The 25,384-nt window shown below is 56.8% G+C and carries 23 protein-coding genes and 1 pseudogene; 18 read left to right on the forward strand and 6 right to left on the reverse strand.

The window, feature by feature from the left end:
• Positions 1-11: 11 nt before the first annotated feature.
• A complete protein-coding gene (locus ACLH1U_RS02010; RefSeq protein WP_085550991.1) occupies positions 12-2,000 on the reverse strand; it encodes a sigma-54-dependent Fis family transcriptional regulator in 1,989 nt (662 codons plus the stop codon).
• Between the two features lie 203 nt (positions 2,001-2,203).
• On the opposite strand from ACLH1U_RS02010, the gene ACLH1U_RS02015 reads away from it, so the two are divergent.
• The 4 genes from ACLH1U_RS02015 to iolE all read left to right on the forward strand — a co-directional run bounded on the left by ACLH1U_RS02015 (position 2,204) and on the right by iolE (position 6,460).
• Entirely contained in the window at positions 2,204-3,655 is a 1,452-nt protein-coding gene (locus tag ACLH1U_RS02015) for a sugar porter family MFS transporter (RefSeq protein WP_411299009.1), read from the forward strand.
• Positions 3,656-3,687: 32 nt separating this feature from the next.
• Positions 3,688-4,695, forward strand: a complete 1,008-nt coding sequence (locus tag ACLH1U_RS02020) for a Gfo/Idh/MocA family oxidoreductase (protein WP_085550992.1) — start codon at positions 3,688-3,690, stop codon at positions 4,693-4,695.
• Positions 4,696-4,705: 10 nt separating this feature from the next.
• A complete protein-coding gene (locus ACLH1U_RS02025; protein ID WP_023290081.1) occupies positions 4,706-5,485 on the forward strand; it encodes a TIM barrel protein in 780 nt (259 codons plus the stop codon).
• A gap of 78 nt (positions 5,486-5,563) precedes the next feature.
• Positions 5,564-6,460, forward strand: a complete 897-nt coding sequence (gene iolE / locus ACLH1U_RS02030; RefSeq protein WP_023290080.1) for a myo-inosose-2 dehydratase — start codon at positions 5,564-5,566, stop codon at positions 6,458-6,460.
• Between the two features lie 286 nt (positions 6,461-6,746).
• On the opposite strand, the pseudogene ACLH1U_RS02035 reads toward iolE, so the two are convergent.
• A pseudogene (locus tag ACLH1U_RS02035) lies at positions 6,747-6,946 on the reverse strand (SOS response-associated peptidase family protein); the annotation flags it as partial.
• A gap of 515 nt (positions 6,947-7,461) precedes the next feature.
• Here ACLH1U_RS02035 and sufA point away from each other — a divergent pair.
• From sufA to ACLH1U_RS02070, 7 genes are all read left to right on the forward strand, one after another.
• The gene (gene sufA / locus ACLH1U_RS02040) at positions 7,462-7,839 is read left to right on the forward strand and encodes a Fe-S cluster assembly scaffold SufA (protein WP_004143232.1); all 378 of its coding nucleotides are present in this window, start codon (positions 7,462-7,464) and stop codon (positions 7,837-7,839) included.
• A gap of 2 nt (positions 7,840-7,841) precedes the next feature.
• The gene (gene sufB, locus ACLH1U_RS02045) at positions 7,842-9,329 is read left to right on the forward strand and encodes a Fe-S cluster assembly protein SufB (RefSeq protein WP_023290077.1); all 1,488 of its coding nucleotides are present in this window, start codon (positions 7,842-7,844) and stop codon (positions 9,327-9,329) included.
• Between the two features lie 16 nt (positions 9,330-9,345).
• Complete coding sequence (gene sufC, locus ACLH1U_RS02050; protein WP_032453238.1) at positions 9,346-10,092, forward strand: Fe-S cluster assembly ATPase SufC; 747 nt, start codon at positions 9,346-9,348, stop codon at positions 10,090-10,092.
• Positions 10,067-11,341 carry a Fe-S cluster assembly protein SufD gene (gene sufD, locus ACLH1U_RS02055; RefSeq protein ID WP_411299010.1) on the forward strand — a complete coding sequence of 425 codons (1,275 nt, stop codon included), beginning with the start codon at positions 10,067-10,069 and terminating at the stop codon, positions 11,339-11,341. The genes sufC and sufD overlap by 26 nt, the downstream gene beginning before the upstream one ends.
• Positions 11,338-12,558, forward strand: a complete 1,221-nt coding sequence (gene sufS, locus ACLH1U_RS02060; RefSeq protein ID WP_023290074.1) for a cysteine desulfurase SufS — start codon at positions 11,338-11,340, stop codon at positions 12,556-12,558. Before sufD ends, sufS begins: the two co-directional genes overlap by 4 nt.
• 11 nt (positions 12,559-12,569) lie before the next feature.
• The gene (sufE, locus tag ACLH1U_RS02065; protein ID WP_023290073.1) at positions 12,570-12,986 is read left to right on the forward strand and encodes a cysteine desulfuration protein SufE; all 417 of its coding nucleotides are present in this window, start codon (positions 12,570-12,572) and stop codon (positions 12,984-12,986) included.
• Positions 12,987-13,085: 99 nt separating this feature from the next.
• Positions 13,086-14,072 (forward strand): L,D-transpeptidase family protein, encoded by a 987-nt coding sequence (locus tag ACLH1U_RS02070; RefSeq protein WP_023290072.1) that lies wholly within the window; start codon positions 13,086-13,088, stop codon positions 14,070-14,072.
• A 61-nt stretch (positions 14,073-14,133) separates the two neighbouring features.
• Here ACLH1U_RS02070 and ACLH1U_RS02075 read toward each other — a convergent pair whose 3' ends face one another.
• Positions 14,134-14,370, reverse strand: a complete 237-nt coding sequence (locus tag ACLH1U_RS02075; protein ID WP_002908860.1) for a major outer membrane lipoprotein — start codon at positions 14,368-14,370, stop codon at positions 14,134-14,136.
• A gap of 313 nt (positions 14,371-14,683) precedes the next feature.
• Positions 14,684-16,096, reverse strand: a complete 1,413-nt coding sequence (gene pykF, locus ACLH1U_RS02080; RefSeq protein ID WP_023290071.1) for a pyruvate kinase PykF — start codon at positions 16,094-16,096, stop codon at positions 14,684-14,686.
• 137 nt (positions 16,097-16,233) lie between these two features.
• Here pykF and ACLH1U_RS02085 point away from each other — a divergent pair, with 137 nt between their 5' ends.
• Both ACLH1U_RS02085 and fumD read left to right on the forward strand, forming a co-directional pair.
• Positions 16,234-16,365 carry a hypothetical protein gene (locus ACLH1U_RS02085; protein WP_032428887.1) on the forward strand — a complete coding sequence of 44 codons (132 nt, stop codon included), beginning with the start codon at positions 16,234-16,236 and terminating at the stop codon, positions 16,363-16,365.
• Between the two features lie 236 nt (positions 16,366-16,601).
• Positions 16,602-16,814: a fumarate hydratase FumD gene (gene fumD, locus ACLH1U_RS02090; protein WP_004203074.1), complete on the forward strand. Its 213-nt coding sequence runs from the start codon at positions 16,602-16,604 to the stop codon at positions 16,812-16,814.
• A 17-nt stretch (positions 16,815-16,831) separates the two neighbouring features.
• Here the strand turns inward: fumD and ACLH1U_RS02095 are convergent, their stop codons facing one another.
• A complete protein-coding gene (locus ACLH1U_RS02095) occupies positions 16,832-17,470 on the reverse strand; it encodes a TetR/AcrR family transcriptional regulator (RefSeq protein ID WP_023290070.1) in 639 nt (212 codons plus the stop codon).
• 126 nt (positions 17,471-17,596) lie between these two features.
• Here ACLH1U_RS02095 and ACLH1U_RS02100 point away from each other — a divergent pair, with 126 nt between their 5' ends.
• From ACLH1U_RS02100 to ACLH1U_RS02110, 3 genes are all read left to right on the forward strand, one after another.
• Entirely contained in the window at positions 17,597-19,450 is a 1,854-nt protein-coding gene (locus tag ACLH1U_RS02100) for a bifunctional sugar phosphate isomerase/epimerase/4-hydroxyphenylpyruvate dioxygenase family protein (RefSeq protein WP_411299011.1), read from the forward strand.
• Between the two features lie 71 nt (positions 19,451-19,521).
• Entirely contained in the window at positions 19,522-20,844 is a 1,323-nt protein-coding gene (locus ACLH1U_RS02105; protein ID WP_023290068.1) for an MFS transporter, read from the forward strand.
• Between the two features lie 15 nt (positions 20,845-20,859).
• Positions 20,860-21,696 carry a shikimate dehydrogenase family protein gene (locus tag ACLH1U_RS02110; protein WP_032453232.1) on the forward strand — a complete coding sequence of 279 codons (837 nt, stop codon included), beginning with the start codon at positions 20,860-20,862 and terminating at the stop codon, positions 21,694-21,696.
• Between the two features lie 87 nt (positions 21,697-21,783).
• Here ACLH1U_RS02110 and ACLH1U_RS02115 read toward each other — a convergent pair whose 3' ends face one another.
• Entirely contained in the window at positions 21,784-22,596 is an 813-nt protein-coding gene (locus ACLH1U_RS02115) for a DNA-binding transcriptional regulator (protein WP_237902591.1), read from the reverse strand.
• A 177-nt stretch (positions 22,597-22,773) separates the two neighbouring features.
• Here ACLH1U_RS02115 and ACLH1U_RS02120 point away from each other — a divergent pair, with 177 nt between their 5' ends.
• Positions 22,774-24,438 carry a bifunctional 3-(3-hydroxy-phenyl)propionate/3-hydroxycinnamic acid hydroxylase gene (locus ACLH1U_RS02120; RefSeq protein ID WP_072419993.1) on the forward strand — a complete coding sequence of 555 codons (1,665 nt, stop codon included), beginning with the start codon at positions 22,774-22,776 and terminating at the stop codon, positions 24,436-24,438.
• Position 24,439: 1 nt separating this feature from the next.
• Complete coding sequence (mhpB, locus tag ACLH1U_RS02125; RefSeq protein ID WP_411299012.1) at positions 24,440-25,384, forward strand: 2,3-dihydroxyphenylpropionate/2,3-dihydroxicinnamic acid 1,2-dioxygenase; 945 nt, start codon at positions 24,440-24,442, stop codon at positions 25,382-25,384.

Raw genomic sequence — 25,384 nt, forward strand, 5'->3', positions numbered from 1 at the left:
AGAATTATTATTTAGCACTCAGGATTGAGTTTTCGATATTCATTTGCCTCAATATCGTAGCGCTTTAATTTATTGTAAAGTGCTCCACGTGAAAGATTAAGTGCGATAGCAACCTGTCGCAGATTACCTTTTTTCTCTATCAGACAGCGTTCAATGATCATTTTTTCACTATCCTTAAGATTATAGTTTTTTGTGCGTCCATCATGAACAGCCAAAGCATTACAGACAGAATTCTGTAATTCATCGGGTAAGTCTTTATCATTTATTACCTCAGCTTCTGTGAGGTTTATTGTTCGTTCGACGATGTTCTCCAGTTCTCTAACATTACCTGGCCAGTCGTAGTTTTCCATATGACTAAGGGCTGAATCTGAAAATTTCACGCAGTTTCGATTGAATGCTCGACTGATTTTTTCGCAAAACCATTCTACTAGTTCTCTAAGATCTTCTTTTCTTGCTCTTAATGGTGGAATAGGCAAGCTAATAACATTAAGACGAAAATAGAGGTCACGGCGGAAGGAACCATGTTCGATATCTTTTTTTAGATCCCGATTGGTTGCAGCAATAATTCTGACGTTAACCTTCATCGGACGCTTGCCGCCTATACGCATCACTTCACCTTCTTGCAATACTCTCAAAAGGCTAGCCTGCGCTTCAAGTGGCATATCGCCTATTTCGTCCAGAAATAGTGTACCACCATCAGCAAGCTCGAATTTCCCCGCTGCACCACCTCGCTTTGAACCAGTATATGCACCATCCTCATAGCCAAATAATTCACTCTGCACGAGATCTCGAGGAATAGCACCACAGTTAACCGCGAGAAAAGGTCCTGAATTACGATGACTACCGTTATGAATTGACTGAGCAAAAAGCTCTTTTCCTGTTCCGCTTTCTCCAGTCAGGAGAACAGTACTATCGCTTCGCCCGACGCTTCGGGCCTTATTGCGTGTATCCTGCATCACACGTGACTCACCGAGGATCATATCGAAGTTGTAGATGGCGGTACTACCAATAACACGATGAGCCATGTCGCGTACGCGTCGGTTGTCACGCATCGAAATCACTCGACCACCTTCAGGCGTGATGACTACAGAGATCACACATGAAATACGAGAATCAGATACGGGGCAGAACGTAATATTACGGTCTTTACTGGCTGGTAATGCTTTAACTGAACAGCCATCTGGGCATAATACTTCGTCAACATCGCGAAAAAGGACATCTTCCTGAATACCTAATACCTTACGGGCATAACAATTTAACTGACGAATCACCCCCAACTCGCTGATAACCAAAACCCCTTCATTAAGTGACTCCATCACCGACTCCTGCTCGTTTACCAACCGACGCAGAATAAGTTGCTGAGATATCGCTTCTGCGGCAGCCTGAACTGTGCCTAACGTATGGTAATGGAAACAACCAGGATCAGCAGTAAGGGTCAGAATGCCAAGCATTCCACCGTTTTCATCTCTGATGGGAGCTGCCGCGCAATGTTTACCTCGTACGCGTAGCGCTTCTTTATAGTTCTCAGCGCTCAGCAAATAGACCAGCCGGTTCTCTTTGAGACAACGTCCAGTACAGTTTGTACCTTGTACCGTTTCGCAAAGAATACTACCGATCGGCGTCAAGTCCTGGCCGCAATAATGTAGGGTCACTCCGTTAGCATCTGTCAGGTTGATATGTCCATCAGGGTTGTAGGCCAGCAAGTTACGCATGATTTCACGAGCGATGGAAATCAGTAGTGAATTTCTCGCCATTATTCGGCGCAGTTCCCCCTGTTCGCAAAATTGATATTCGAAGTGATGCGCATCTATGCCATTGGTATGGCTTCGTAGCCATGATGCATGAACAACAGAGCGTAATCCTTTAGGTTTTTCCCCCTTTTCGAACTCTGCCCAGGCTCTATCCAGTTCATCGGTGTACTGAGCAAAACCTTGTTCATGGTTAAGCCGGGCAATCCGCTCGCATTCTTCATCCCAGATATCACTGATGCTTTGGCTCATCTATTTCATTCTCTGTAAATTTTAATATGTTCATTCTATATACATGTTGTGTCATTGTGTCTTTTTTATGAACATATTGTGATCGTTATCTATTTTTATTTCTTTATGAAACATCGAGATGCGATTTGGCACATCTGTTGCTATTAGAGCAGTGTCTCCCTACAAAGACATAAACTAGAAAAATCAATATGGAGTAAAATGAAATGTCTACACGAAAGCACAACGTGCCTTACCTCATATTCATATGTGCCATTGCATCTATTAGCGGGATCATACTCGGTTACGATGCTTCCGTTATTTCTGGCGTCATAGATCCGCTTACTGAACATTTGTCACTCTCACCAGCGGAAAGCGGATGGGCAGTTTCAAACGTCATTCTGGGTTGTATTGCGGGTGCCTGGGGGGTCGGACGCTTCACAGACCGTTTTGGCCGCAAAGTAACCTTGATCGTCACAGCTATTCTGTTCACCATTTCCGCTATCGGGTCGGCATTAGCCAATGATCTCACCTGGTTTGTTATCTACCGTATGATTGGCGGATTGGCCGTGGGTATGGCATCAGCTGTTACCCCTCTCTATATCGCGGAAGTATCCCCGAAAGACCTTCGTGGTCGGATGCTGGGAATGCAGCAGATGCTGATGGTAGGCGGTCAATTAGTTGTTTACATCGTAAATTACCTGATTGCCAGAGGAATGGCGCATGAATGGGTCGTGTCTATGGGCTGGCGTTGGATGCTGGCATCTGCACTCATTCCCTGCGTGCTATTCCTTGTGATGGCTTTCTTTATGCCAGAATCGCCACGCTGGTATGCGATGCGCAACCAGAGAGAAAAGTCACTGAAGGTACTGACCTCGCTGTCCAACCCAGGACATGCCGAGCGCTTATATGCTGATATTCGCATCTCCATCGCCACCGATTCTGCTTTGCAGAGTACACCAACATCTCATGGCATTCTGCGGGATAAAAAATCGTCTTTCATCCTGTGGATAGGCTGCGCTATCGCCGTCTTACAGCAGGTCTCCGGCATCAATATCCTGATGTACTTTGCGCCTTCACTTCTACAAAACGTTACCGGAAACACACAGGATTCCCTCTTTCAGAGTATTTTCCTTGGCCTCGCACTATTGGCTGGAGTGAGCATTGCGCTGGTGGCCTTTGACCGCGTCGGACGAATCCCGTTGCTACGCTGGGGGGCATTGGGCTGTGCTGCCTTCCTGTTATTCACCTCATGGGCCTTTATGAGTGAAGCAAAAGGATATCTCCCGGTCTTCGGCTTAGTCGGATTTATTTTTGTGTTTGGTATGTCCTGGAGCCTCGGAGCCTGGTTACTGATATCTGAGATCTTCCCTAATCGCATGCGGGCCGTTGCCATGGGTTATGCGTTTTGCTCCCTGTGGATTTCGAACTTCATCGTTACTCAGAGCTTCCCGATGATGAACCGCAATCCTGTATTAATGGAGCATTTCCATGGGGCATTCCCTCTGCTGTTATGCAGCGGATTCAGCATTATCGCTTTTTGGTTTGTTGGCCGTTTTCTGCCGGAAACCAAGGGTGTTTCGCTGGAACATATCGAACCGTTAATGCTTTCAAAATCCCGTCGGTTTGGCGGCGAGCAGGAGATGCTCGTCACGCCAAAATCTGTTTCGCAAAAATAATTAACCAATACCCTATATCTAAGGAGAATGAGATGTCAGTTAAAAACATTGTACGCATCGGTCTTATTGGCGCAGGTCGTATGGGCAGTTTTCATGGTGAAACTGTTGCTCAACGTGTACCAGGCGCAACTCTGATTGCCGTTGCCGATCCGGTTCCGGGCGCAGCAGAAAAATTAGCCGCCAGACTGGGAGCAAAAAAATCGTATACGGATCCGCAAGATCTGCTGAACGATCCTGAAATCGATGCCGTTGTGATCGCTTCTCCGGCACGTACCCACGCTGAACTGGTCGTCGCCGCAGCCAAAGCGGGTAAAGGTGTATTTTGTGAGAAGCCAATGGCAGTCACCCTGGAAGATGCAGATAAAGCCATTAATGCGGCTAAAACAGCCGGAGTTGCTCTACAGGTAGGTTTCAACCGTCGATTTGCTAGTGGTTTTGCTACAGCGTATGAAGAGATAAAAGCGGGTAAAATTGGCGTACCACAACTGTTGCGTTCAACGACTCGCGACCCCGGTCTGGGGGATCCAACGCCAATCCCGCACTGGACCATTTTCCTTGAAACACTGATCCACGATTTTGACATCCTGCTGCACCTTAATCCGGGCGCGAAACCCACCCGTGTTTATGCGGTTGCCGATGCATTAGTGCGGCCCGATTTTAAAGATCGTGGCCTGCTGGACACCGCAGTCGTGAATATTTGCTTCGACAATGGTGCGTTCGCCACTGCTGAAGCTAACTTCCAGGCAGTGTATGGCTATGACGTTCGTGGTGAGGTTTTCGGTAGTAAAGGTATGTTACAGGCAGGAAATATCAATATGAACAACTGCGTGCGTTACACCGCTGACGGTATCTCTATTGACACAGCACGTCGTGATACTGACCTACTTCATGATGCCTATGTTGCAGAAGTGACCGACTTCGTACATTGCGTTGCAACGGGCGCCACGCCGAAAGCATCCGGTGAAGATGCACGTAATGCATTGGAAGTCGCGCTGGCATGTATCGCATCTGTTCAACAGTCTCAGCCGATTAAGCTCTAAGGATTAAAATATGTCTACTTACTCACTGTCGGTCTGCGCTGAAATGGTATTCCTTGATCTGCCATTCATTGAGCGCGTTGAACGCATTCACGCTATGGGATTTGGCGTGGAGATTTGGGACTGGACCCAAAAAGATATTGATGCGCTGGTGAAAACCGGTGCCCGCTTTACCTCAATGACAGGCTACATCTCTGGCAACCTGACCGATGATGAAGCAATTGATCACCTGCTTTCCAGCGCCAGTCAGTCACTCGAGGCCGCTCGCCGCCTTGGCTGCCCGTCTCTCAACTTGCACGGCACAGGACTGAACAATGTTGGTCTCCCGGTGAAACCAGTTGAAATTGTAACGGGTGAAATGTGGCTGAAAGCGAAAAAGACGCTGGATGCCCTTGCAGCTATGGGGGAGAAAACAGGCAAGGTATTCACTTTGGAAAACCTGAATACCGCCGTTGATCATCCGGGAACACCTTTCGCTAAAGCAGAGGATACTATGGCCCTGGTGAGCGCAGTGAACAGCCCATACCTGAAAATGAATCTGGATATTTATCACGCGCAGATCGGTGAAGGTAACCTGGTCGAGCTTATCCGCAAATGTGAGAAACATATCGGTGAAATTCAAGTTGCCGATGTTCCGGGCCGTAAAGAACCGGGTACCGGTGAGATCAACTATAAGGCTGTAGCCCGCGCATTGAAAGGGATTAACTATCAAGGCGTGGTCGCGATGGAAGGTTGGGCATCGGGTGATTCCGTCGTCGCACTTGAAGCCTTCCGCGAAGCGTTCACGCTATAAGAGTTAACATCCTTAAGCGCTCATTTTGCATCGTTTCTAAGCTAAGGAAGCGATGCATTTATTGTAAAGGATAGAATGATGAACGTATCAACACGTATTCATGTTGGCGTTAGCCCGCTCTCCTGGACTAACGATGTACTCGAAGATCTTGGTGGCGACATCCCACTGGAAACCTGTCTGGCAGAAGCGGCGGTGGCTGGCTACAAAGGAATTGAACTTGGCCGAAAGTTTCCGCGATCCATCGACACACTTGAGCCATTACTGAATCAAGCTAAGCTGAAGCTTGCCTCTGGTTGGTATAATGGCCTGATGGCTGAACGAAGTTTTGAGGATGAGTTAGCAGCGGTACACGATCATGCCATGTTATTGAAATCACTGGGTGCAAAAGTCATGGTATATGGTGAGTGCGGCGCAATGCCCGGACTCACGCCACTCGATGAGCCCCTGTCGAAATCTCCTGCCTTAGGACATATTAATCTGCCTCAGTACGCAGAAAAAGTGAATAAGTTGGCCGTCTCTTTATTGAAGAACTATGGTTTACGTCTGGCTTATCATCACCATTTGATGATGGTTGTTGAAACCGACGATGAGCTGAAAGCCTTCCTGAAAGCGACTCATGACTTAGTCGGCATCGTCCTGGACTGTGGGCATGCAACCGCGGCAGGCGTAGATATCGAATGGGTACTTGAAAAGTATGGCAACCGTGTGGCACATGTCCATCTAAAAGATGTTCGTGGTGAAGTACTCGATAACGTCATTAACAATAACCTGAGCTTCAATGATGCAGTAAGAGCCGGTCTTTTTACTGTGCCAGGCGAGGGGATAGTTAATTACGCTCCGGTTATTCATTTTCTTAAAAACTCAACCTACGAAGGCTGGATTATCATAGAAGCCGAACAGGATCCTGAAAAAGCACCACCTTTAGAGACAGTAAAAAAAGCGCGCGCATGGGTTAAAAGCGAGCTGGGTATTTAGCATTTGAACAGGTTTGCTGTAGGTTTTTGGCGCTCGTTGAGCGCCTTTTTTGACCTTTGGCCACACCCACCCGTATTTCATTATGTTGAACCGACTAGTTTGTAATAACGATCCCACTGGCCCGGAGGCTGCGACGGGTTGAATTAATTGATTCCAGAAAACGCTTACGACTGTCGCTCAGATCTCGGGAAAGTAATGCTGCCGCTTTATCTGTTTCCTGATCCCTGAGGGCGCTAACAATCTCTACGTTCTCTTTCCAGGCTGGGTTAGTGGGCTCTTTATCCTACCATCCTGGCGCGTAGCCCCATTGGACCGGATCGAGGTGCAGCTGTTCATAGCGTTCGTTCACGAGCAAAACTTTAGTCCCCGGCGCCACGTTGTAACGCCCAATCGGCTCAGGTCGTATGCAATGTCGCGCTCGGCTTCATCCGCCAGGTATGCAAGATATTCTTCACGGGTTTGTGATTGAGCAAAGCGTCCGCGCATGGTTACCTCCAGTCTTCAGACTGAAAGTATAGATGTTGGAATAGAGTCGGACAGTACAGCAGTGGTTTATGACGGAATCACATCCCCGGTAGAAAAAAAGTGGGCGTCAATCAGGCTGTTTTTCGGGGCATAACGGGGGCAGCAGAGTTGATGGGGACACATTTGGGGACACCAGAATGTCCATTCACGGCCTTGATCGTCCGTCTGTGTAATAGTGTAACTCATTGAATATCCGCTAAGTCACTGAAAGGCGGTTTTTTTCATCTCCTATCTCATAAATCGGTATTTTCGATACATCTTTGCCATTGCGTGCGGTAACGGAACAATATCAGAATAACATATTATAAATCATATGATTAGGTTCGACTTGCGTACCCTGATAATCCCCGGGCAAGGGTCTATGCTTATAAAAAGCGCTAAATGAGGCAATACCCCTGCTGCAGAAGGGTTGAAGTGATAATCATTATCATTAACATGGCGGTATGCCTTGATGGCGCCAACCTGGAGGTCTATCGATGGAAGTACAAGCAGGAACCTTTAATCCCGCCGATTTCAGCTGGCAGGGACTGACCATGACGCCGGCCGCTGCCGCGCATATTCGCGATCTGATGCGTAAGCAGCCGGACAAAAAGGGGCTACGGCTGGGTATCAAAACCAGCGGCTGCGCCGGTTTTGGCTATGTGCTCGAAATGATTGCCGAGCCGGCGCCCGACGATCTGCTCTTTGAATCTGACGGGGCGAAGCTGTTTGCGCCGCTGCAGGCGATGCCGTTCATTGACGGCACGGAGTTGGATTACGTCCGGGAAGGTTTAAATGAAATCTTTAAATTTCATAACCCGAAAGCGCAGCACGAGTGCGGCTGCGGCGAAAGTTTTGGGGTGCAGGCGGAGTAACTATGTCGCGTAATACTGAAGCAACAGACGATGTCAAAACCTGGACCGGCGGCCCGCTCAATTATAAAGAGGGCTTTTTCACTCGCCTGCAGACCGATGAGCTGGCCAAAGGCATTAATGAAGAGGTGGTTCGCGCCATCTCCGCCCGTCGCAATGAGCCGCAGTGGATGCTGGAGTTCCGGCTCAATGCCTACCGGGCGTGGCTGGAGATGGAAGAGCCGCACTGGCTGAAGGCGCATTACGATAAGCTGAATTATCAGGATTACAGCTACTATTCCGCCCCCTCCTGCGGCAACTGCGATGAGACCTGCGCCTCCGAGCCCGGCGCGGTGCAGCAGACCGGGGCCAACACCTTCCTGACCAGCGAGGTGGAAGAAGCCTTTAACCAGCTGGGCGTGCCGGTGCGCGAAGGGCGCGAGGTGGCGGTGGACGCGATATTCGACTCGGTGTCGGTGGCGACCACCTACCGTGAAAAGCTGGCGGAGCAGGGGATCATCTTCTGCTCTTTCGGCGAGGCGATCCACGACCATCCGGAACTGGTGAAAAAGTATCTGGGGACCGTGGTGCCGGGCAATGACAACTTCTTTGCCGCGCTGAACGCCGCGGTGGCTTCGGATGGCACCTTTATCTATGTGCCGAAGGGCGTCCGCTGTCCGATGGAGCTGTCGACCTATTTCCGCATCAACGCCGAAAAGACCGGCCAGTTCGAACGCACCATTCTGGTGGCCGATGAAGGCAGCTACGTCAGCTACATTGAGGGCTGCTCGGCGCCGGTGCGCGACAGCTATCAGCTGCACGCCGCGGTGGTGGAAGTCATCATCCATAAAGACGCGGAAGTGAAATACTCCACGGTGCAGAACTGGTTCCCGGGGGATAACAACACCGGCGGGATCCTCAACTTTGTCACCAAACGCGCCCTGTGCGAAGGGGAGAACAGCAAAATGTCATGGACCCAGTCGGAAACCGGCTCGGCCATCACCTGGAAATACCCCAGCTGCATCCTGCGCGGCGATAACTCAATCGGCGAATTCTTTTCGGTGGCGCTGACCAGCGGCCATCAGCAGGCGGACACCGGCACCAAAATGATCCATATCGGCAAGAACACCCGCTCGACCATCATCTCGAAAGGGATCTCCGCCGGACACAGCCAGAACAGCTATCGCGGGCTGGTCAAAATCATGCCGACCGCGACCAACGCCCGCAACTTCACCCAGTGCGATTCGATGCTGATCGGCCCGGACTGCGGGGCGCATACCTTCCCGTATGTGGAATGTCGCAACAACAGCGCCCAGCTGGAGCACGAAGCGACCACCTCGCGGATCGGTGAGGACCAGCTGTTCTACTGCCTGCAGCGCGGGATCAGCGAAGACGATGCCATCTCGATGATCGTCAACGGCTTCTGTAAAGACGTCTTCTCCGAACTGCCGCTGGAGTTCGCCGTCGAAGCGCAAAAATTGCTGGCCATTAGCCTTGAGCATAGCGTCGGCTGATAATTAAGGAAAAAAGATGTTAAGTATTCAAGATTTACACGTCGCCGTCGAAGATAAAGCGATCCTGCGCGGGCTGAACCTTGAGGTGCGTCCGGGGGAGGTCCACGCCATTATGGGGCCGAACGGCTCGGGGAAAAGCACGCTTTCGGCCACCCTGGCCGGGCGCGAAGATTACGAGGTCACCGGCGGCAGCGTCGAATTTAAGGGCAAAAACCTGCTGGAGCTCGCCCCGGAAGATCGCGCCGGGGAAGGCATCTTTATGGCCTTCCAGTATCCGGTGGAGATCCCCGGCGTCAGCAACCAGTTCTTCCTGCAGACCGCGCTGAATGCCGTGCGCAGCTATCGCGGCCAGGAGCCGCTGGATCGCTTTGACTTTCAGGATTTAATGGAAGAGAAAATCAGGTTGCTGCAGATGCCGGAAGATCTGCTGACCCGTTCGGTGAACGTGGGTTTCTCCGGCGGCGAAAAAAAGCGCAACGACATTCTGCAGATGGCGGTGCTTGAGCCGGAGTTGTGCATTCTCGATGAATCGGATTCCGGGCTCGACATCGATGCCCTGAAAATCGTCTCCCAGGGCGTGAACGCGCTGCGCGACGGCAAACGCGCCTTCATCATCGTCACTCACTATCAGCGCATCCTTGACTATATCAAGCCGGACTATGTCCATGTGCTGTATCAGGGGCGGATTGTGAAGTCGGGGGATTTCACTCTCGTCAAACAGCTGGAGGAGCAGGGCTATGGCTGGCTTACCGAACAGCAGTAATGCGCTGCAGCAGTGGCACCATCTGTTTGAAGCGCAGGGCGACCAGCGTACGCCGGAGGCCAGCCAGCATCTGCAGCAGCTGTTGCGCCTGGGTCTGCCGACGCGCAAGCAGGAGGACTGGAAATACACCCCGCTGGACGCGCTGATTAACGGCCGCTTCGTCGCCGATGAGGGAGCGTCGATCAGCGCCGAACAGCGTGACGCGCTGGCGCTGCCGCTGGACGCCTGGCGACTGGTGTTTATCGACGGTCGCTATCATCCTGAGCTGAGCGACGATCTCGCCGCCAGCGGCGTGGAGGTCAGTGTCGATAACCAGCGCCAGCATCTGCCGGATGCCCTCCAGCCGGAGGTGTTTCTCCATCTGACCGAAAGCCTGGCGCAGACGGTGACCCGCCTGCGCGTGCCGCGCAACCGCCGCCTGGATAAGCCGCTGCTGCTGATGCATATCACCCGCGGCCTGGCCGGCGATGCGCTGAATACCGCCCACTATCGTCACCATCTGGCGCTGGAGAGCGGGGCGGAGGCGACGATTATCGAGCACTATCTTAGCCTTGATGAGCAACCGCACTTCACCGGCGGGCGGCTGACCATGACGGTGGCGGACAACGCGCGCCTTCAGCACATCAAGCTGGCGTTCGAGAACGCGCACAGCTACCACTTCGCCCATAACGACCTGCTGCTGGGCCGCGACGCCTCGGCTTTCAGCAGCAGTTTCCTGACCGGCGGTCAGGTGCTGCGTCATCACACCAGCACGCGTCTGGGCGGTGAAAACAGCGACCTGCGTCTTAACTCGCTGGCGATGCCGGTGAAAAATGAGGTCTGCGACAGCCGCACCTGGCTGGACCACCAGGTGGGGTACTGCACCAGCCGCCAGCTGCATAAAACCATTGTCAGCGATAAGGGCCGGGCGGTGTTTAACGGGCTGATCAACGTCGCGCCGCATGCGCTGAAAACCGACGGCCAGATGACCAACAACAATCTGCTGCTCGGGCGGCTGGCGGAGGTCGACACCAAACCGCAGCTGGAGATTTACGCCGATGACGTGAAATGCAGCCACGGGGCGACGGTAGGGCGCATTGACGAAGAACAGCTGTTCTATCTGCGCTCGCGCGGGATTGAACAGCAGGCGGCGCAGCAGATGATCCTCTACGCCTTCGCCGCCGAGCTTACCGAAGCTATCCACAGCGACGCGCTCAGAGAGCAGGTGCTGGCGCGGATTGGAGAGCGTTTGCCGGGAGGCACAGCATGACATTTTCAGTAGAACGGGTTCGCGCCGATTTTCCGGTACTGAGCCGGGAGGTCAACGGCCAGCCGCTGGTCTATCTTGACAGCGCCGCCAGCGCCCAGAAACCGGAGGCGGTGATTGGCGCCGAAGCGGAATTCTATCGCCACGGCTACGCGGCGGTGCATCGTGGGATCCATACCCTCAGCGCGGAAGCCACCGCGCGGATGGAGGCGGTGCGCCAGCAGGCGGCCATCTTCCTTAACGCCGGCTCGGCGGAGGAGCTGGTATTCGTGCGCGGCACCACCGAGGGCATTAACCTGGTGGCCAACAGCTGGGGAAATGCCAACGTCGGCGCCGGGGATAACATCATCATCAGCGAGATGGAGCACCACGCCAACATCGTACCGTGGCAGATGCTCTGCGCCAGGGTAGGGGCTGAGCTGCGGGTGATCCCCCTCAACCCGGACGGCACCCTGCAACTGGACGTGGTTCCCGGGCTGTTTGACCAGCGTACCCGCCTGCTGGCGATAACCGAAGTCTCCAACGTGCTGGGGACGGAAAACCCGCTGTCGGCGCTGATTGCCCTTGCGCATCAGCATGGCGCGAAAGTGCTGGTGGACGGCGCCCAGGCGGTGATGCACCACCCGGTGGACGTTCAGGCGCTGGGCTGCGATTTTTATGTCTTCTCCGGCCATAAACTGTACGGCCCGACCGGGATCGGCGTGCTCTACGCCCGGGCCGAGCTGCTGCAGACAATGGCGCCATGGGAAGGGGGCGGGTCGATGATCGCCACCGTCAGCCTGACGGAGGGCACCACCTGGAACCTGGCGCCGTGGCGCTTTGAGGCCGGCACGCCGAATACCGGGGGGATCATTGGCCTCGGCGCGGCGCTGAGCTACGTCAGCCAGCTGGGACTGACCCAGATCGCCGAATACGAGCAGACGCTGATGCGCTACGCGCTGGAGGCCCTGCGCGCGGTGCCGGATCTGATCCTCTACGGTCCGGCGCAGCGCAAAGGGGTGATTGCCTTTAACCTCGGCCAGCATCACGCCTATGACGTCGGCAGCTTCCTCGATAACTACGGGATCGCCGTGCGGACCGGGCATCACTGCGCCATGCCGCTGATGGCCCGCTATCAGGTACCGGCCATGTGTCGGGCGTCGCTGGCGATGTACAATACCACGGAAGAGGTGGACCGCCTGGTGGCCGGCCTCCAGCGGATCCACAAACTATTAGGGTAAAGGACGTGACGATGGCGGCATTACCGGACAAAGACAAACTGTTGCGCAATTTTAGCCGTTGCGCCAACTGGGAAGAGAAGTATCTCTATATCATTGAGCTGGGCCAGCGGCTGCCGCCGCTGAGCGCCGAGGAGCACAGCCCGCAGAACATTATTCAGGGCTGTCAAAGCCAGGTGTGGATCGTGATGGCGCAGGATCCTTCCGGCGTTGTCACCCTGCGCGGCGACAGCGATGCGGCGATTGTCAAAGGGCTGATTGCGGTGGTGTTTATCCTTTATGACCGGATGACCGCCCAGGACATCACCGAGTTCGACGTCCGCCCGTGGTTTGAAAAAATGGCCCTCACCCAGCATCTTACCCCCTCCCGCTCGCAGGGCCTCGAAGCCATGATCCGCGCGATACGCGCGAAAGCCGCAAATATTAGCTAGAATAAACAGGTAGATTTCATTCTGTTACGTCCGGCAGGGCGCTGACCCTGCCGCCGTTCAGTCTCCTGGCGTTTTATCAGCGAAAGAAGGAATCTCAGTATGAAACGCAAAACGATGATCGCTTTAGCCCTTCTCGGCGCCCTTGGCGCCACCCCGGCCGCCTGGGCCGTCGATTACCCGCTGCCTCCGGCCAACAGCCGGCTGATTGGCCAGAACCAGTACTGGACGGTTCAGGAGAGCGATCGCAACCTGCAGGCGATTGCCCGCCATTTCGATACCGCGGCGATGCTGATCCTTGAAGCCAACGATACCATCGCGCCGGTGCAGCCGAAGCCCGGGACTCAGGTGCTGATCCCTTCCCAGATGCTGCTGCCCGACGTGCCGCGGGAGGGGATTGTCGTCAACCTCGCGGAGCTGCGGCTGTACTACTTCCCGCCGGGAGAGAATCAGGTCCAGGTTTATCCCCTGGGCATCGGCCAGTTAGGGCTGGAAACGCCGGAGATGACCACCCGCGTCGGGCAGAAGATCCCTAACCCGACCTGGACACCCACAGCCGGCATCCGCGCGCGCTCGCTGGAGAAAGGGGTGACGCTCCCGGCGGTGGTGCCGGCCGGGCCGAATAACCCGCTGGGCCGCTATGCGCTGCGTCTGGCCTACGGTAACGGCGAATATCTCATCCACGGGACTAACGCGCCGGACAGCGTTGGGCTGCGCGTCAGCTCGGGCTGTATGCGGATGAACGCCGATGACATCAAGGCGCTGTTCAGTCAGGTGAAAACCGGGACGCCGGTGCGGATCATCAATCAGCCGGTGAAGTTTGCCGTCGAGCCGGATGGTAAACGTTATGTAGAGGTCCACAGGCCGCTGTCGCAAACGGAAGGGGAAAACACCCGGACCATCGCTTACACGCTGCCAGCGGCGTTTCACGCCTTCGCAGAGGATAAAGCGGTGGATGACCTGCAGCTGAAAAAAGCGATGTCGAGAAGGGCGGGCTATCCGGTGGTGGTATCGACGGGGGCGGGTAGCGCGGCGACGTCGCTGTCGGCGCAGAACAGTTCGTCTGACAACGGCCTGCTCACCCAGTAGCCCTCAGCGCGAGGGCAAAAAAAATGGCGCACAGAGTGCGCCATTTTTATTACCAGAACTCTTACTTACGGTAAGAGTGAGCCTGGTTGTCCAGACGCTGGTTAGCGCGAGCTGCGTCGTCTTTAGCAGCCTGAACGTCGGAACGCATTGCGTTCACGTCGTTGCTCAGCTGGTCAACTTTAGCGTTCAGAGTCTGAACGTCAGAAGACAGCTGATCGATTTTAGCATTGCTGGAGCAACCAGCCAGCAGAGTAGAACCCAGGATTACCGCGCCCAGTACCAGTTTAGTACGATTCATTATTAATACCCTCTAGATTGAGTTAATCTCCATGTAGCGTTACAAGTATTACACAAACTTTTTTGGGATGAGAATATTTTTTTTACCTGAACGCACTTATTTTTGATCGTTCGCTCAAAGAAGCATCGAATTGGTCAAAATCGCTGAAAAAGGCGAGTGAAAACAGCACGCTTCCATCGGATTCATCTTAGATAATCTCTTATTAAATAGTAAATTCCGATTTGCATTTTTAATAGGAAGAGCTAGTCGATGAATAAAAAAAAGCGCCCCGAGAGGCGCTTTATTAAAAAAAAACCAATTAACCTGTAAATTATTACAGCACGTGCACGGAAGCGGTATTAGTGGTGCCGCTCGGGACTAATGCGCCAGAGACCATCACCACCACGTCGCCTTTGCGCGCGAGGCCGCTCTTCAGCGCCAGATCTTTACCCAGGTGATAGAAATCATCCGTAGAGGCAATCTCTTCCACCAGCTGCGGCACAACGCCCTTGCTCAGCACCAGCTGGCGAGCAGTGGTTTCGTTGGTGGTCAGCGCCAGGATGGTGGCATCCGGGAAGTATTTGCGCACAGCGCGTGCGGATTTACCGCCCTGGGTGGCGACCACGATCAGCGGCGCTTCCAGTTTCTCAGCGGTTTCTACCGCGCCGCGGCACACCGCTTCGGTGATGCGCAGTTTACGGTTGTCGTTGTTGAAATCCAGACGGCTGGTCATGACGCGGTCGGTACGTTCGCAGATGGTCGCCATGATGGTGACCGCTTCCAGCGGGTATTTACCTTTCGCCGATTCGCCGGACAGCATTACCGCATCGGTGCCGTCGAGGATGGCGTTGGCCACGTCGCCGGCTTCAGCGCGGGTCGGACGTGGGTTTTTGATCATGGAGTCCAGCATCTGGGTCGCGGTGATAACCACTTTGCGCGCGCGGATACATTTTTCGATGATCATTTTCTGCGCGAAGATAACTTCTTCAACAGGGATCTCAACGCCCATGTCGCCACGAGCAACCATGATGCCGTCAGAGGCTTCGAGGATTTCGTCGAAGTTGTTCAGGCCTTCCTGGTTTTCGATTTTGGAGATGATCTGGATGTTTTCGCCGCCGTGGGCTTTCAGGTGCTCACGGATCTCGACGACGTCGGAACGCTTACGGATGAAAGAGGCCGCGACGAAGTCCACGCCCTGTTCGCAACCGAAGATCAGGTCCTGTTTGTCTTTTTCCGCCAGCGCCGGCAGGGCGATAGAGACGCCCGGCAGGTTCACGCCTTTGTTCTCGCCAAGGTCGCCGTTGTTCAGCACTTTACAGATAACTTTGTTGCCTTCGATAGCGGTCACTTCCATGCCGATCAGGCCATCGTCCACCAGAACGGTGTTGCCGACGCTCAGGTCGGAGGTGAAGCCTTCATAGGTTACCGCAACGATTTCGCTGTTGCCGATGACCGATTTATCGGTGGTGAAGGTGAAAGTCTGGCCCGCTTTCAGGGAGACGTCGTTGCCGCCTTCCAGCTTGATGGTACGAATTTCCGGTCCTTTGGTGTCCAGCAGAATAGCGGCTTTCTTACCGGTTTTGCTCATCACATTGCGCAGGTTCTGGATGCGCTGACCGTGTTCCGCATAGTCACCGTGGGAGAAGTTCAGACGCATCACGTTCATGCCGGCTTCCAGCATTTTGGTCAGCATCTCTTCAGATTCGGTTTTCGGACCGATGGTGCAAACAATTTTGGTCTTTTTCATGACAGTTTTAGTCTTTAAGTTGTGAAGGATATGGAATTCTCGCTCCGCGGGCGCACTGCCGGGGAGCCAAACCTGTATTACGAAAGTTGCTAAGCCACGCCCTAAGGATAGGTGACAACCCCGAAGCGTGCAGAAGAATGTGTGCTGGCGGTTCAGCCCATGAAATGTGGCAAGGTGTTATGCGTTTTATCATGCAGTCCAATGCGCTGAAACCATTCAAGAAAGAATCGAAGCGCATTATACGCTGGCGAAATCAAAAAGGAAAATAAAAACCTCGTTTCAAATTATGGACAAAACGCGTAACAAAACCGGCACGTTATGCATAAAACTATGCAACACATTTTTTCATCAGGCGGGATGAAAAGGGGCGGCGGAAAGGGAATTTTCTCCCGTCATGAGGCGGTAAAATGCGCCATTGACCCGGTAACGGGAGGATGATTTGCGTTGCCGGAAAAATCTATCAATAATGATTTGATTGATAATGAGAAAATGCGAGCCAGACTCAATGGGAAATAAAGCGAAAGACGACGAGCTGTACCAGGAAATGTGCCGCGTGGTGGGCAAAGTGGTGCTGGAGATGCGTGACCTTGGCCAGGAGCCGAAACACATTGTCATCGCCGGCGTGCTGCGCACCTCGCTGGCGAACAGCAAAATCCAGCGTTCACCGCTCACCGAGGAGGCAATGGCGAAGGTCATTCACGCCCTCTCCGGACACTGACGCCTTTCGCCGGCGGGTCAGGAAATCACGAAGCGGACCACCGCCCGGACGGCAATGTCGCAGTGGTGGGCCACCATCGCTTCATCGTCAATGGCGGGCAGCGGATCGTCAAGGTACAGACTGCTGAAGGTGTAGAAATTCGACACCTGATAAAAGCTAAAGCTGCTGATTAACCGGTGAACATCGCGCGCTTCCAGCCCCGCCTGAAAGACCCCCTGCTGCTGGCCGCGCTGCAAAATGTCTTCCAGAATCGACAGCGCGGTACGATTCAGCGGCTTCAGCTCTCCCGAGGTCTTCAGCCACTTGCCGCGCTGCATGTTCTCCATGCAAATCACCCGCATATAGTCCGCGTGGGTGGCGTGATAGCGCACGCTCCAGCGCACCAGCCGCACCAGCGCCTCTACCGGCGGCACATTCTCCAGCCCCAGCTGCTGCTCGGTTTCGCGGATCCGCGCATACACATGCTGCAGCACCTCCTGATAGAGCTGCTCTTTGCTTTTGAAGTAGTAGACCACCATGCGCTTGGTGGTCTGCGCCTCGGTGGCGATCTGCTCCATGCGGGCGCCTGAAAGCCCGTGTTCGGCAAAGACGGCGATAGCGGCGCTGAAGATCCGCTCCTTCAGCGATTGTGCTTCATCATGAGCAACGGCGGTCATGGCAACTCCTTTTTCTTGGGTGACAAAAAATACACATAATGATCACAATTTAGCAACCTGGTATGGCGCAAATGAACCAAATGATACATATTCAAGGCTCACGTCAGCTGTTGACCCGAGGACCTTATGCTGCGCTCTATCGCCACCGTTTCGATTTCCGGCACCCTGCCAGAGAAGCTGCACGCTATTGCGGCGGCGGGGTATCAGGCTGTGGAAATTTTCGAGAACGATCTGCTCTATTATACGGGGACGCCGGCGGAAATCCGCCAGCTGGCCGCCGATTTAGGGTTAAAAATCACGCTTTTTCAACCCTTTCGCGATTTTGAAGGTGCCAGCCGGGCGCAGTTTGCGGCCAATATGGCCCGCGCCAGACGCAAATTTGCGCTGATGCGCGAGCTGGGCTGCGACACGCTGCTGCTGTGCAGCAATGTGCAGCCGGACTGCTCGGCGGATAGCGAACTGCAGGTGGCGGACCTGCGGGCGCTGGCCACGCTGGCGGAAGAGGAGGGGATCGCTATCGGCTATGAGGCGCTGGCCTGGGGAACCCATGTGAACCGCTGGCAGCAGGCCTGGGAGCGGGTGCAGCGGGTGGACAGCCCGGCGCTGGGCCTGGTGCTCGACAGCTTCCATATCCTGGCCCGGGGCGACACCCTCGACGCGCTGCCATCGGTGCCGGTGGAGAAAATCACCTTCGTTCAGCTCGCCGATGCGCCGTATATGAAAATGGATCTCCTGGAGTGGAGTCGCCATTTCCGCTGCTTCCCCGGGCAGGGGGAGCTGCCGCTGGAGGCGTTTGCCGAGCAGATCACCCGCTGCGGCTATCGCGGCCCCTGGTCGCTGGAGATCTTTAATGACGGTTTTCGCGCCTCGCCGAACGGCGCGACGGCCAAAGATGGCTATCGTTCGCTGCTGTGGCTGGAGGAGCAGACTCGTCGCCGGCTCCCGGCGTGCGATGCCGATCTGTTTTCACCGCCGCCACCGCCGGTCTGTCACGGGCTGGAGTTTATCGAATTCGCCGCCAGCGTCGCCGAGGCGCAGCGCCTGGGGCAGCACCTGCAGGCGCTGGGTTTTCAGCACGAGGGAAGCCACCGCTCCAAACAGGTCACGCTGTGGCGCAACGGCGGGGCGCGGATCGTGATTAACCATCAGCCGCACAGCTGGGCCGATCACTTTTATCAACGCCACGGGGTATCGCTCTGCGCGATGGCGCTGCGGGTCGACAGCAGCGCGCCGATTGTCGCTCGCGCCCGCGCGCTGGGGTATGCCACCTGGCAGGGCGACGCCGGGCCGAACGAAACGCCGATCCCGGCGATCTGCGCCCCTGACGGCAGCCTGGTCTATCTCATCGATGCCGGGGAGGCGATCTACGAGCGCGACTTTCTCCTGCGCGATGGCGTGACGGTGCGCGAAGATTACCTCGGCATCGACCATCTGGCGCTGGGGATGGAAGCCGACAGCCGCGACAAATGGGTGATGTTTTTCCGCACGGTGTTTGGTTTTACGCTCGAACATGAGCAGACGCTGCCGGATCCCTATGGGCTGGTGCGTAGTCTGGCGGTGCGCAGCCCGCAGGGGGAGATCCGCCTGGCGCTGAATATCTCCCAGAGCCGGGCGACGCAGATCGCCCGCTCGGTCGCCTGCTACCAGGGGGCGGGGCTGCAGCATGCCGCCTTTGCCTGCCGCGATCTGCCGGCCACCTGCGACCAGCTCGCCGCGGTTGCCGATCATGCGCTGCCGATCCCGGCCAATTACTATGACGATCTGCTGGCGCGCTTTGGCGGCGAGCTGGACGTCGGGCAGCTCCAGCGGCGGCAGCTCCTCTACGACCGCGATCCGCAGGGCGGTGCGTTCCTGCATCTGTATACCCGGCCCTTCATCGCCGGGCGCTTCTTCTTTGAATTAACCGAACGACGGGCAGGCTACGCGCTCTATGGCGCGGCGAATGCGGCCGTCCGTCTGGCGGCGATGCAGTATTGTTAGCCTGAATCAAATGGTTCATTATGCCTGAAACACAATAACAACACCCTCTGTACCCGAGACAGGAACCGACTATGAGCTCATATAGCCCTAACCCGACGGCCGCCGCCCAGCCAGCCGTCACCGCGCGCCGCTCCCGGCGGCGCATCGGCATTCTTGCGCTGCTGGCCATCGGCACCATGATCAACTACCTCGATCGCACCGTGCTGGGGATCGCCGCCCCAAAGCTGACCGGTGAGCTGGGGATCGACCCTGCGCTCATGGGGATCCTCTTCTCCGCTTTCGCCTGGACCTACGCTCTGGCGCAGATCCCCGGCGGGCTGTTTCTCGACCGTTTTGGCAACAAAGTGACCTATTTTCTGTCGCTGACCCTGTGGTCGCTGTTTACCCTGTTCCACGGCATGGCGGTGGGGCTGAAGACGCTGCTGCTGTGCCGTTTCGGGCTTGGCGTCAGCGAAGCGCCGTGCTTTCCGGTGAACAGTCGGGTGGTCAGCGCCTGGTTCCCGCAGCAGGAGCGCGCGAAGGCCACGGCGGTGTACACCGTGGGGGAATACCTTGGGCTGGCCTGCTTTGCCCCGCTGCTGTTCTGGATCATGGACGGCTTCGGCTGGCGGGTGCTGTTCGTCAGCGTCGGCGTGGTCGGCATTCTGTTCGCCCTGGTGTGGTGGCGCTGCTACCGCGAACCGCATGAAGACCCTCGTCTCAGCCAGCAGGAGCGCGAGCATATCGAAAACGGCGGCGGCCTGAGCGCCCCAGCCGACCAGCAGGTGGCGTTCAGCTGGCCGCTGGTCCGCCAGCTGCTGAGCAAACGTCAGATCATCGGCGCCAGTATCGGCCAGTTTGCCGGCAATACGGTGCTGGTGTTCTTTCTCACCTGGTTTCCCACCTGGCTGGCCACCGAACGCCATATGCCGTGGCTGAAGGTCGGTTTCTTTTCCATCCTGCCGTTTGTCGCCGCCGCCGGCGGGGTGATGTTTGGCGGCTGGATCTCCGACAAGCTGCTTAAAGCCACCGGGTCGGCCAATCTGGGGCGTAAGCTGCCGATCGTCGCCGGCCTGCTGATGGCCAGCTGCATCATCTCCGCCAACTGGCTGCAGAGCGACCTGGCGGTGATCCTGGTGATGTCGTTTGCCTTTTTTGGCCAGGGGATGGTGGGCCTCGGCTGGACGCTGATCTCCGACATCGCCCCGAAGGGGCTGGGCGGGCTCACCGGCGGCCTGTTCAACTTTTGCGCCAACCTCGCGGGGATCCTCACCCCGCTGGTGATCGGCTTTATCGTCGCCGGGTTCGGCAATTTCTTCTACGCGTTGATCTACATCGGCGGCGCCGCGCTGCTGGGCGTGGCGGCCTATCTGTTTATCCTCGGCGACGTCAAACGTATCGAGTTATCGCAGTAAGCAAAGGAGCAAGGCATGGTGATTAGTGGGAATACGCGGCTGATAGCGCATCTTGGCTATCCGACCGCCAGTTTTAAGGCGCCGATGATCTACAACCCGTGGTTTGTCGACCAGCAGGTGGACGTGAAGGTGGTGCCAATGGGCGTCAGGCCGGAGGACTATGCCGCGTTTATTCCGCCGCTGTTTACGATGACCAATATCATCGGCGCGCTGGTGACGATGCCGCATAAAATCGCCACCTGCGATCTGGTGCAACGCCTGAGCCCGACGGCGGCTATCGCCGGCGCCTGCAACGCCATCCGTCGCGAGGCGGACGGCAGCCTCTCCGGGGACATGTTCGATGGCGACGGCTTTGTGCTGGGCCTGCGCCGTAAGGGATTTCAGCCTGAGGGGACGCGGGCGCTGGTGGTCGGCAGCGGCGGGGTGGGGTCGGCTATCGCCGCCTCCCTTGCGGCTGCAGGGGTCAGCGCCCTGACCCTGTACGATACCCGTCCCGAGGTGGCGCACGCTCTCGCTGGACGGCTGCATCAGCACTATCCCCAGCTCGATATCACTCTGATGCAGCACGATCCTGCCGGACACGAGCTGGTGGTCAACGCCACGCCGCTGGGGATGAAGGTCAGCGATCCGCTGCCGCTGGACGTTGACCGCCTGGCGCCAGGCACCTGGGTGGGGGAGGTGGTGATGACCCAGGAGTATACTCCGTTGCTGAGAGCCGCCCAGGCGCGACAGTGCCACATCCAGCGCGGGACCGACATGCTGTTTGAAATGATCCCTGCCTATCTGCGCTTTTTCGACCTGCCGGTAGCCACCCCCGAACAGCTGCGGGCGCTGGCGGAAATTCGCTACTGACGCGACGCCCATCCGGCCGCACCGCGCAGTGTGGCCGGGTTTATCATCACGTTATCTGCAGGCGGTTTCTCACATGCCAGCGGACGTTCAGGGCATTTCGTACCACACTTCTTCATCCTCCATGCGGGCTTCTATCTGGCCCGCCACCCTCTGCAGCGCGGAGAGATGCTTCTGCGCCGCCTGCTCAATGGTCATGGCGCTGGCGATATAGACCAGGTTGAGGCAGCCGATGACCCGCTGCTGGCTGCAGACCGGCACGGCGATAGAGGCGATTTTCTCCTCCTGCCGCCAGCCGCGGAAATTTTCGCCATAGCCGTTCTGGCGGGTGCGGGCGAGGAGCGCCGCCAGCCGTTCCGGTTCGCGAGCCAACTGATATTCCGCTTCCGGACGGGCGGCCAGCATGCTGAGTATGGCGTCGCGCTCCGCGTCGGGGGCAAAGGCCAGCCACGTCAGACCGGAGGCGGTGAGCAGCAGCGGCAGTCGCCGTCCGACCATCGCCCGGTGAAACGACAGCCGACTGAAGCGGTGGGTGGTTTCGCGCACCACCATGGCGTCGACGTCGAGGGTGGTGATATCCGTCGGCCACTGGACCTCGCGCAGCAGCTCCCCGAGCAGCGGCGTGGCGAGGGCAGAAATCCAATGTTCGTCACGAAATCCGTCGCTCAGCTGGCGGACGTTAATGGTCAGACGAAAGCTGTCATCGGAGCGGCTGCGGCGGACAAAACCTTCCTCCTGCAGCGTCTCCAGCAGCCGGCGCACGGTGGTGCGATGCAGGCCGCTAAACTCCGCCAGCAGGCCGGGCGTCGCGCCGCCGTCGAATTTATTTAACAATTTTAATAACAATAAACCCCGGCTTAATCCGCGCACCGTTTTGTACTCAGTGGCCCCATCATCACGCATAAATCCTTCCTTAAAATGCTTTATAAACAGCGATGTGCACCTGATGCACATTCAGCGATGTTTTGATTGTAGCCGAAAACACCCGCCCTATACTCAGCCCATTATAAAAATACGTTTACACATGATTAACAAATTGCCTGTCAGCCGGGCAGTTTCCGAGTCGTGAGGTCGCTGAGAATGACAACATCTACACCCGATATTCAACCCGCCGTGCAGCATACCGCCCAGGTCGCCATCGCCGGCGCCGGTCCGGTAGGCCTGATGATGGCCAACTACCTTGGCCAGATGGGCATCAGCGTGCTGCTGGTGGAAAAGCTCGACAAACTGATCGATTACCCGCGGGCCATCGGTATTGACGATGAATCGCTGCGGGCGATGCAGGCGGTGGGGCTGGTGGATGACGTGCTGCCGCACACCACGCCGTGGCACGCCATGCGCTTTCTGACCCCGAAGGGCCGCTGCTTTGCCGACATCCAGCCGATGACCGATGAGTTTGGCTGGTCGCGGCGCAATGCCTTTATTCAGCCGCAGGTGGATGCGGTGATGTATCACGGCCTGCAGCGTTTCCCGCAGGTCCGTTGCCTCTTTTCCCGCGAGGTGGAAGCCTTTAGCCAGAGCAGTGACAGTGTCACGTTAAATATCAAAGGACCGGACGGCGAGCGGGAGACGGTGCGCGCTGACTGGCTGGTGGCCTGCGACGGCGGCGCCAGCTTTATTCGCCGCACGCTGAACGTCCCTTTCGAAGGCAAGACCGCGCCGAACCAGTGGATCGTCATCGATATCGCCAACGATCCGCTGGCCACCCCGCACGTCTACCTGTGCTGCGACCCGGTGCGGCCCTATGTTTCCGCCGCGCTGCCCCACGGCGTGCGCCGCTTTGAATTTATGGTGATGCCCGGGGAAACCGAAGCCCAGCTCAGCGAGCCGCACAATATGCGCCGTCTGCTGAGCAAAGTGCTGCCGGACCCGGATCGCGTCGAGCTGATCCGCCAGCGGGTCTACACCCATAACGCGCGCCTTGCCGAGCGCTTTCGCATTGACCGGGTGCTGCTGGCCGGCGACGCCGCGCACATCATGCCGGTCTGGCAGGGCCAGGGATACAACAGCGGCATGCGTGACGCCTTCAACCTGGCGTGGAAGCTGGCGCTGGTGGTCAACGGCAAAGCGGGAGAGGCGCTGCTTGACAGCTACCAGCAGGAGCGTCGCGACCACGCGAAGGCGATGATTGACCTGTCGGTCACCGCCGGTCACGTGCTGGCGCCGCCGAAGCGCTGGCAGGGCGCGGCGCGCGATGGCCTCTCCTGGCTGCTGAACTACCTGCCGCCGGTGAAACGTTACTTCCTCGAAATGCGCTTTAAGCCGATGCCGCAGTATCGCGAAGGGGCGCTGCTGACCGACGGCGCAGGCAAAGCCTCGCCGGTGGGCAAAATGTTTATTCAACCGCAGGTGACGCTGGAGAACGGCGAGAGTCTCCTGCTCGATGAGGTTATCGGGGCGAATTTCGCCATTATCGGCTGGGGCTGCAACCCGCAGTGGGGGCTCGACGCCGGGCAGATCGCCCGCTGGCGCGCGATAGGGGTGCGCTTTATCCAGGTCGTGCCGGAGGTGCAGATCCATCGCGAGCAGGATAACGCCCCGGGCACGCTGCGGGTGGGGGATAAGCAAAACCGTCTGAAGAGCTGGTTTGCGCAACATAACACCGCCATCGCCGTGGTCAGGCCGGACCGCTTTGTCGCCGCCCTCGCTATCCCGCAAACCCTCGGCGCGCAGCTGACCGCCCTGGCGGAAAAAATGACCCTTGCGGCCGGGGATACCGGCCACGCTGAAGAGAAGGTGGCCTGATATGCATGCCTATTTACACTGTCTGTCGCACACCCCGCTGGTGGGATTCGTTGACCCGGAGCAGGCGGTCCTTGATGAGGTGAACGGGGTGATTGCCGACGCCCGGCGGCGGATCGCTGAATTCGATCCCGAGCTGGTGGTGCTCTTCGCCCCCGATCACTACAACGGTTTTTTCTATGACGTGATGCCGCCGTTCTGCCTGGGCGTCGGCGCCACCGCCATCGGCGACTTCGCCAGCGCCGCCGGCGACCTGCCGGTGCCCACCGAGCTGGCGGAAGCCTGCGCCCACGCCGTGATCAACAGCGGTATCGACCTGGCGGTGTCGTACAACATGCAGGTGGACCATGGCTTCGCCCAGCCGCTGGAGTTTTTGCTGGGTGGGCTGGATCGCCTGCCGGTGCTGCCGGTGTTTATTAACGGCGTCGCCGCGCCGCTGCCGGGGTTTCAACGCACCCGGCTGCTGGGCGAGGCGATGGGCCGCTTCCTCAACACCCTCAATAAGCGGGTGCTGATCCTCGGCTCTGGCGGGCTTTCGCACCAGCCGCCGGTGCCGGAGCTGGCGAAGGCGGACGCCCATCTGCGCGACCGCCTGCTCGGCAGCGGCAAACAGCTGCCGCCGGACGAACGCGAGCTGCGCCAGCAGCTGGTGATCAGCGCCGCCCGACGGTTTACCGAAGACCAGCGCTCGCTCCATCCCCTCAACCCGGTCTGGGACAACCGCTTTATGAGCCTGCTGGAGCAGGGGCGGCTGAGCGAACTGGACGCGATCGGCAACGACGAGCTGTCGGCGATGGCCGGCAAATCGACGCACGAAATTAAGACCTGGGTGGCCGCCTTTGCCGCGCTATCCGCTTTTGGCCACTGGCGCAGCGAAGGCCGCTATTACCGGCCGATCCCCGAGTGGATCGCCGGATTCGGCTCGCTGAGCGCCACCACCGAGATTTGA

This window comes from Klebsiella sp. 1SOBk5mer (genome assembly GCF_046603115.1).
GTDB classification, from domain to species: domain Bacteria; phylum Pseudomonadota; class Gammaproteobacteria; order Enterobacterales; family Enterobacteriaceae; genus Klebsiella; species Klebsiella quasipneumoniae.

Coding starts and splice junctions, on each gene's coding strand:
- ACLH1U_RS02010 (WP_085550991.1), bottom strand. CDS start 2,000: ATGAGCCAAAGCATCAGTGATATCTGGGATGAAGAATGCGAGCGGATT.
- ACLH1U_RS02015 (WP_411299009.1), top strand. CDS start 2,204: ATGTCTACACGAAAGCACAACGTGCCTTACCTCATATTCATATGTGCC.
- ACLH1U_RS02020 (WP_085550992.1), top strand. CDS start 3,688: ATGTCAGTTAAAAACATTGTACGCATCGGTCTTATTGGCGCAGGTCGT.
- ACLH1U_RS02025 (WP_023290081.1), top strand. CDS start 4,706: ATGTCTACTTACTCACTGTCGGTCTGCGCTGAAATGGTATTCCTTGAT.
- iolE (WP_023290080.1), top strand. CDS start 5,564: ATGAACGTATCAACACGTATTCATGTTGGCGTTAGCCCGCTCTCCTGG.
- sufA (WP_004143232.1), top strand. CDS start 7,462: ATGGAAGTACAAGCAGGAACCTTTAATCCCGCCGATTTCAGCTGGCAG.
- sufB (WP_023290077.1), top strand. CDS start 7,842: ATGTCGCGTAATACTGAAGCAACAGACGATGTCAAAACCTGGACCGGC.
- sufC (WP_032453238.1), top strand. CDS start 9,346: ATGTTAAGTATTCAAGATTTACACGTCGCCGTCGAAGATAAAGCGATC.
- sufD (WP_411299010.1), top strand. CDS start 10,067: ATGGCTGGCTTACCGAACAGCAGTAATGCGCTGCAGCAGTGGCACCAT.
- sufS (WP_023290074.1), top strand. CDS start 11,338: ATGACATTTTCAGTAGAACGGGTTCGCGCCGATTTTCCGGTACTGAGC.
- sufE (WP_023290073.1), top strand. CDS start 12,570: ATGGCGGCATTACCGGACAAAGACAAACTGTTGCGCAATTTTAGCCGT.
- ACLH1U_RS02070 (WP_023290072.1), top strand. CDS start 13,086: ATGAAACGCAAAACGATGATCGCTTTAGCCCTTCTCGGCGCCCTTGGC.
- ACLH1U_RS02075 (WP_002908860.1), bottom strand. CDS start 14,370: ATGAATCGTACTAAACTGGTACTGGGCGCGGTAATCCTGGGTTCTACT.
- pykF (WP_023290071.1), bottom strand. CDS start 16,096: ATGAAAAAGACCAAAATTGTTTGCACCATCGGTCCGAAAACCGAATCT.
- ACLH1U_RS02085 (WP_032428887.1), top strand. CDS start 16,234: ATGTGTGCTGGCGGTTCAGCCCATGAAATGTGGCAAGGTGTTATGCGT.
- fumD (WP_004203074.1), top strand. CDS start 16,602: ATGGGAAATAAAGCGAAAGACGACGAGCTGTACCAGGAAATGTGCCGC.
- ACLH1U_RS02095 (WP_023290070.1), bottom strand. CDS start 17,470: ATGACCGCCGTTGCTCATGATGAAGCACAATCGCTGAAGGAGCGGATC.
- ACLH1U_RS02100 (WP_411299011.1), top strand. CDS start 17,597: ATGCTGCGCTCTATCGCCACCGTTTCGATTTCCGGCACCCTGCCAGAG.
- ACLH1U_RS02105 (WP_023290068.1), top strand. CDS start 19,522: ATGAGCTCATATAGCCCTAACCCGACGGCCGCCGCCCAGCCAGCCGTC.
- ACLH1U_RS02110 (WP_032453232.1), top strand. CDS start 20,860: ATGGTGATTAGTGGGAATACGCGGCTGATAGCGCATCTTGGCTATCCG.
- ACLH1U_RS02115 (WP_237902591.1), bottom strand. CDS start 22,596: ATGCGTGATGATGGGGCCACTGAGTACAAAACGGTGCGCGGATTAAGC.
- ACLH1U_RS02120 (WP_072419993.1), top strand. CDS start 22,774: ATGACAACATCTACACCCGATATTCAACCCGCCGTGCAGCATACCGCC.
- mhpB (WP_411299012.1), top strand. CDS start 24,440: ATGCATGCCTATTTACACTGTCTGTCGCACACCCCGCTGGTGGGATTC.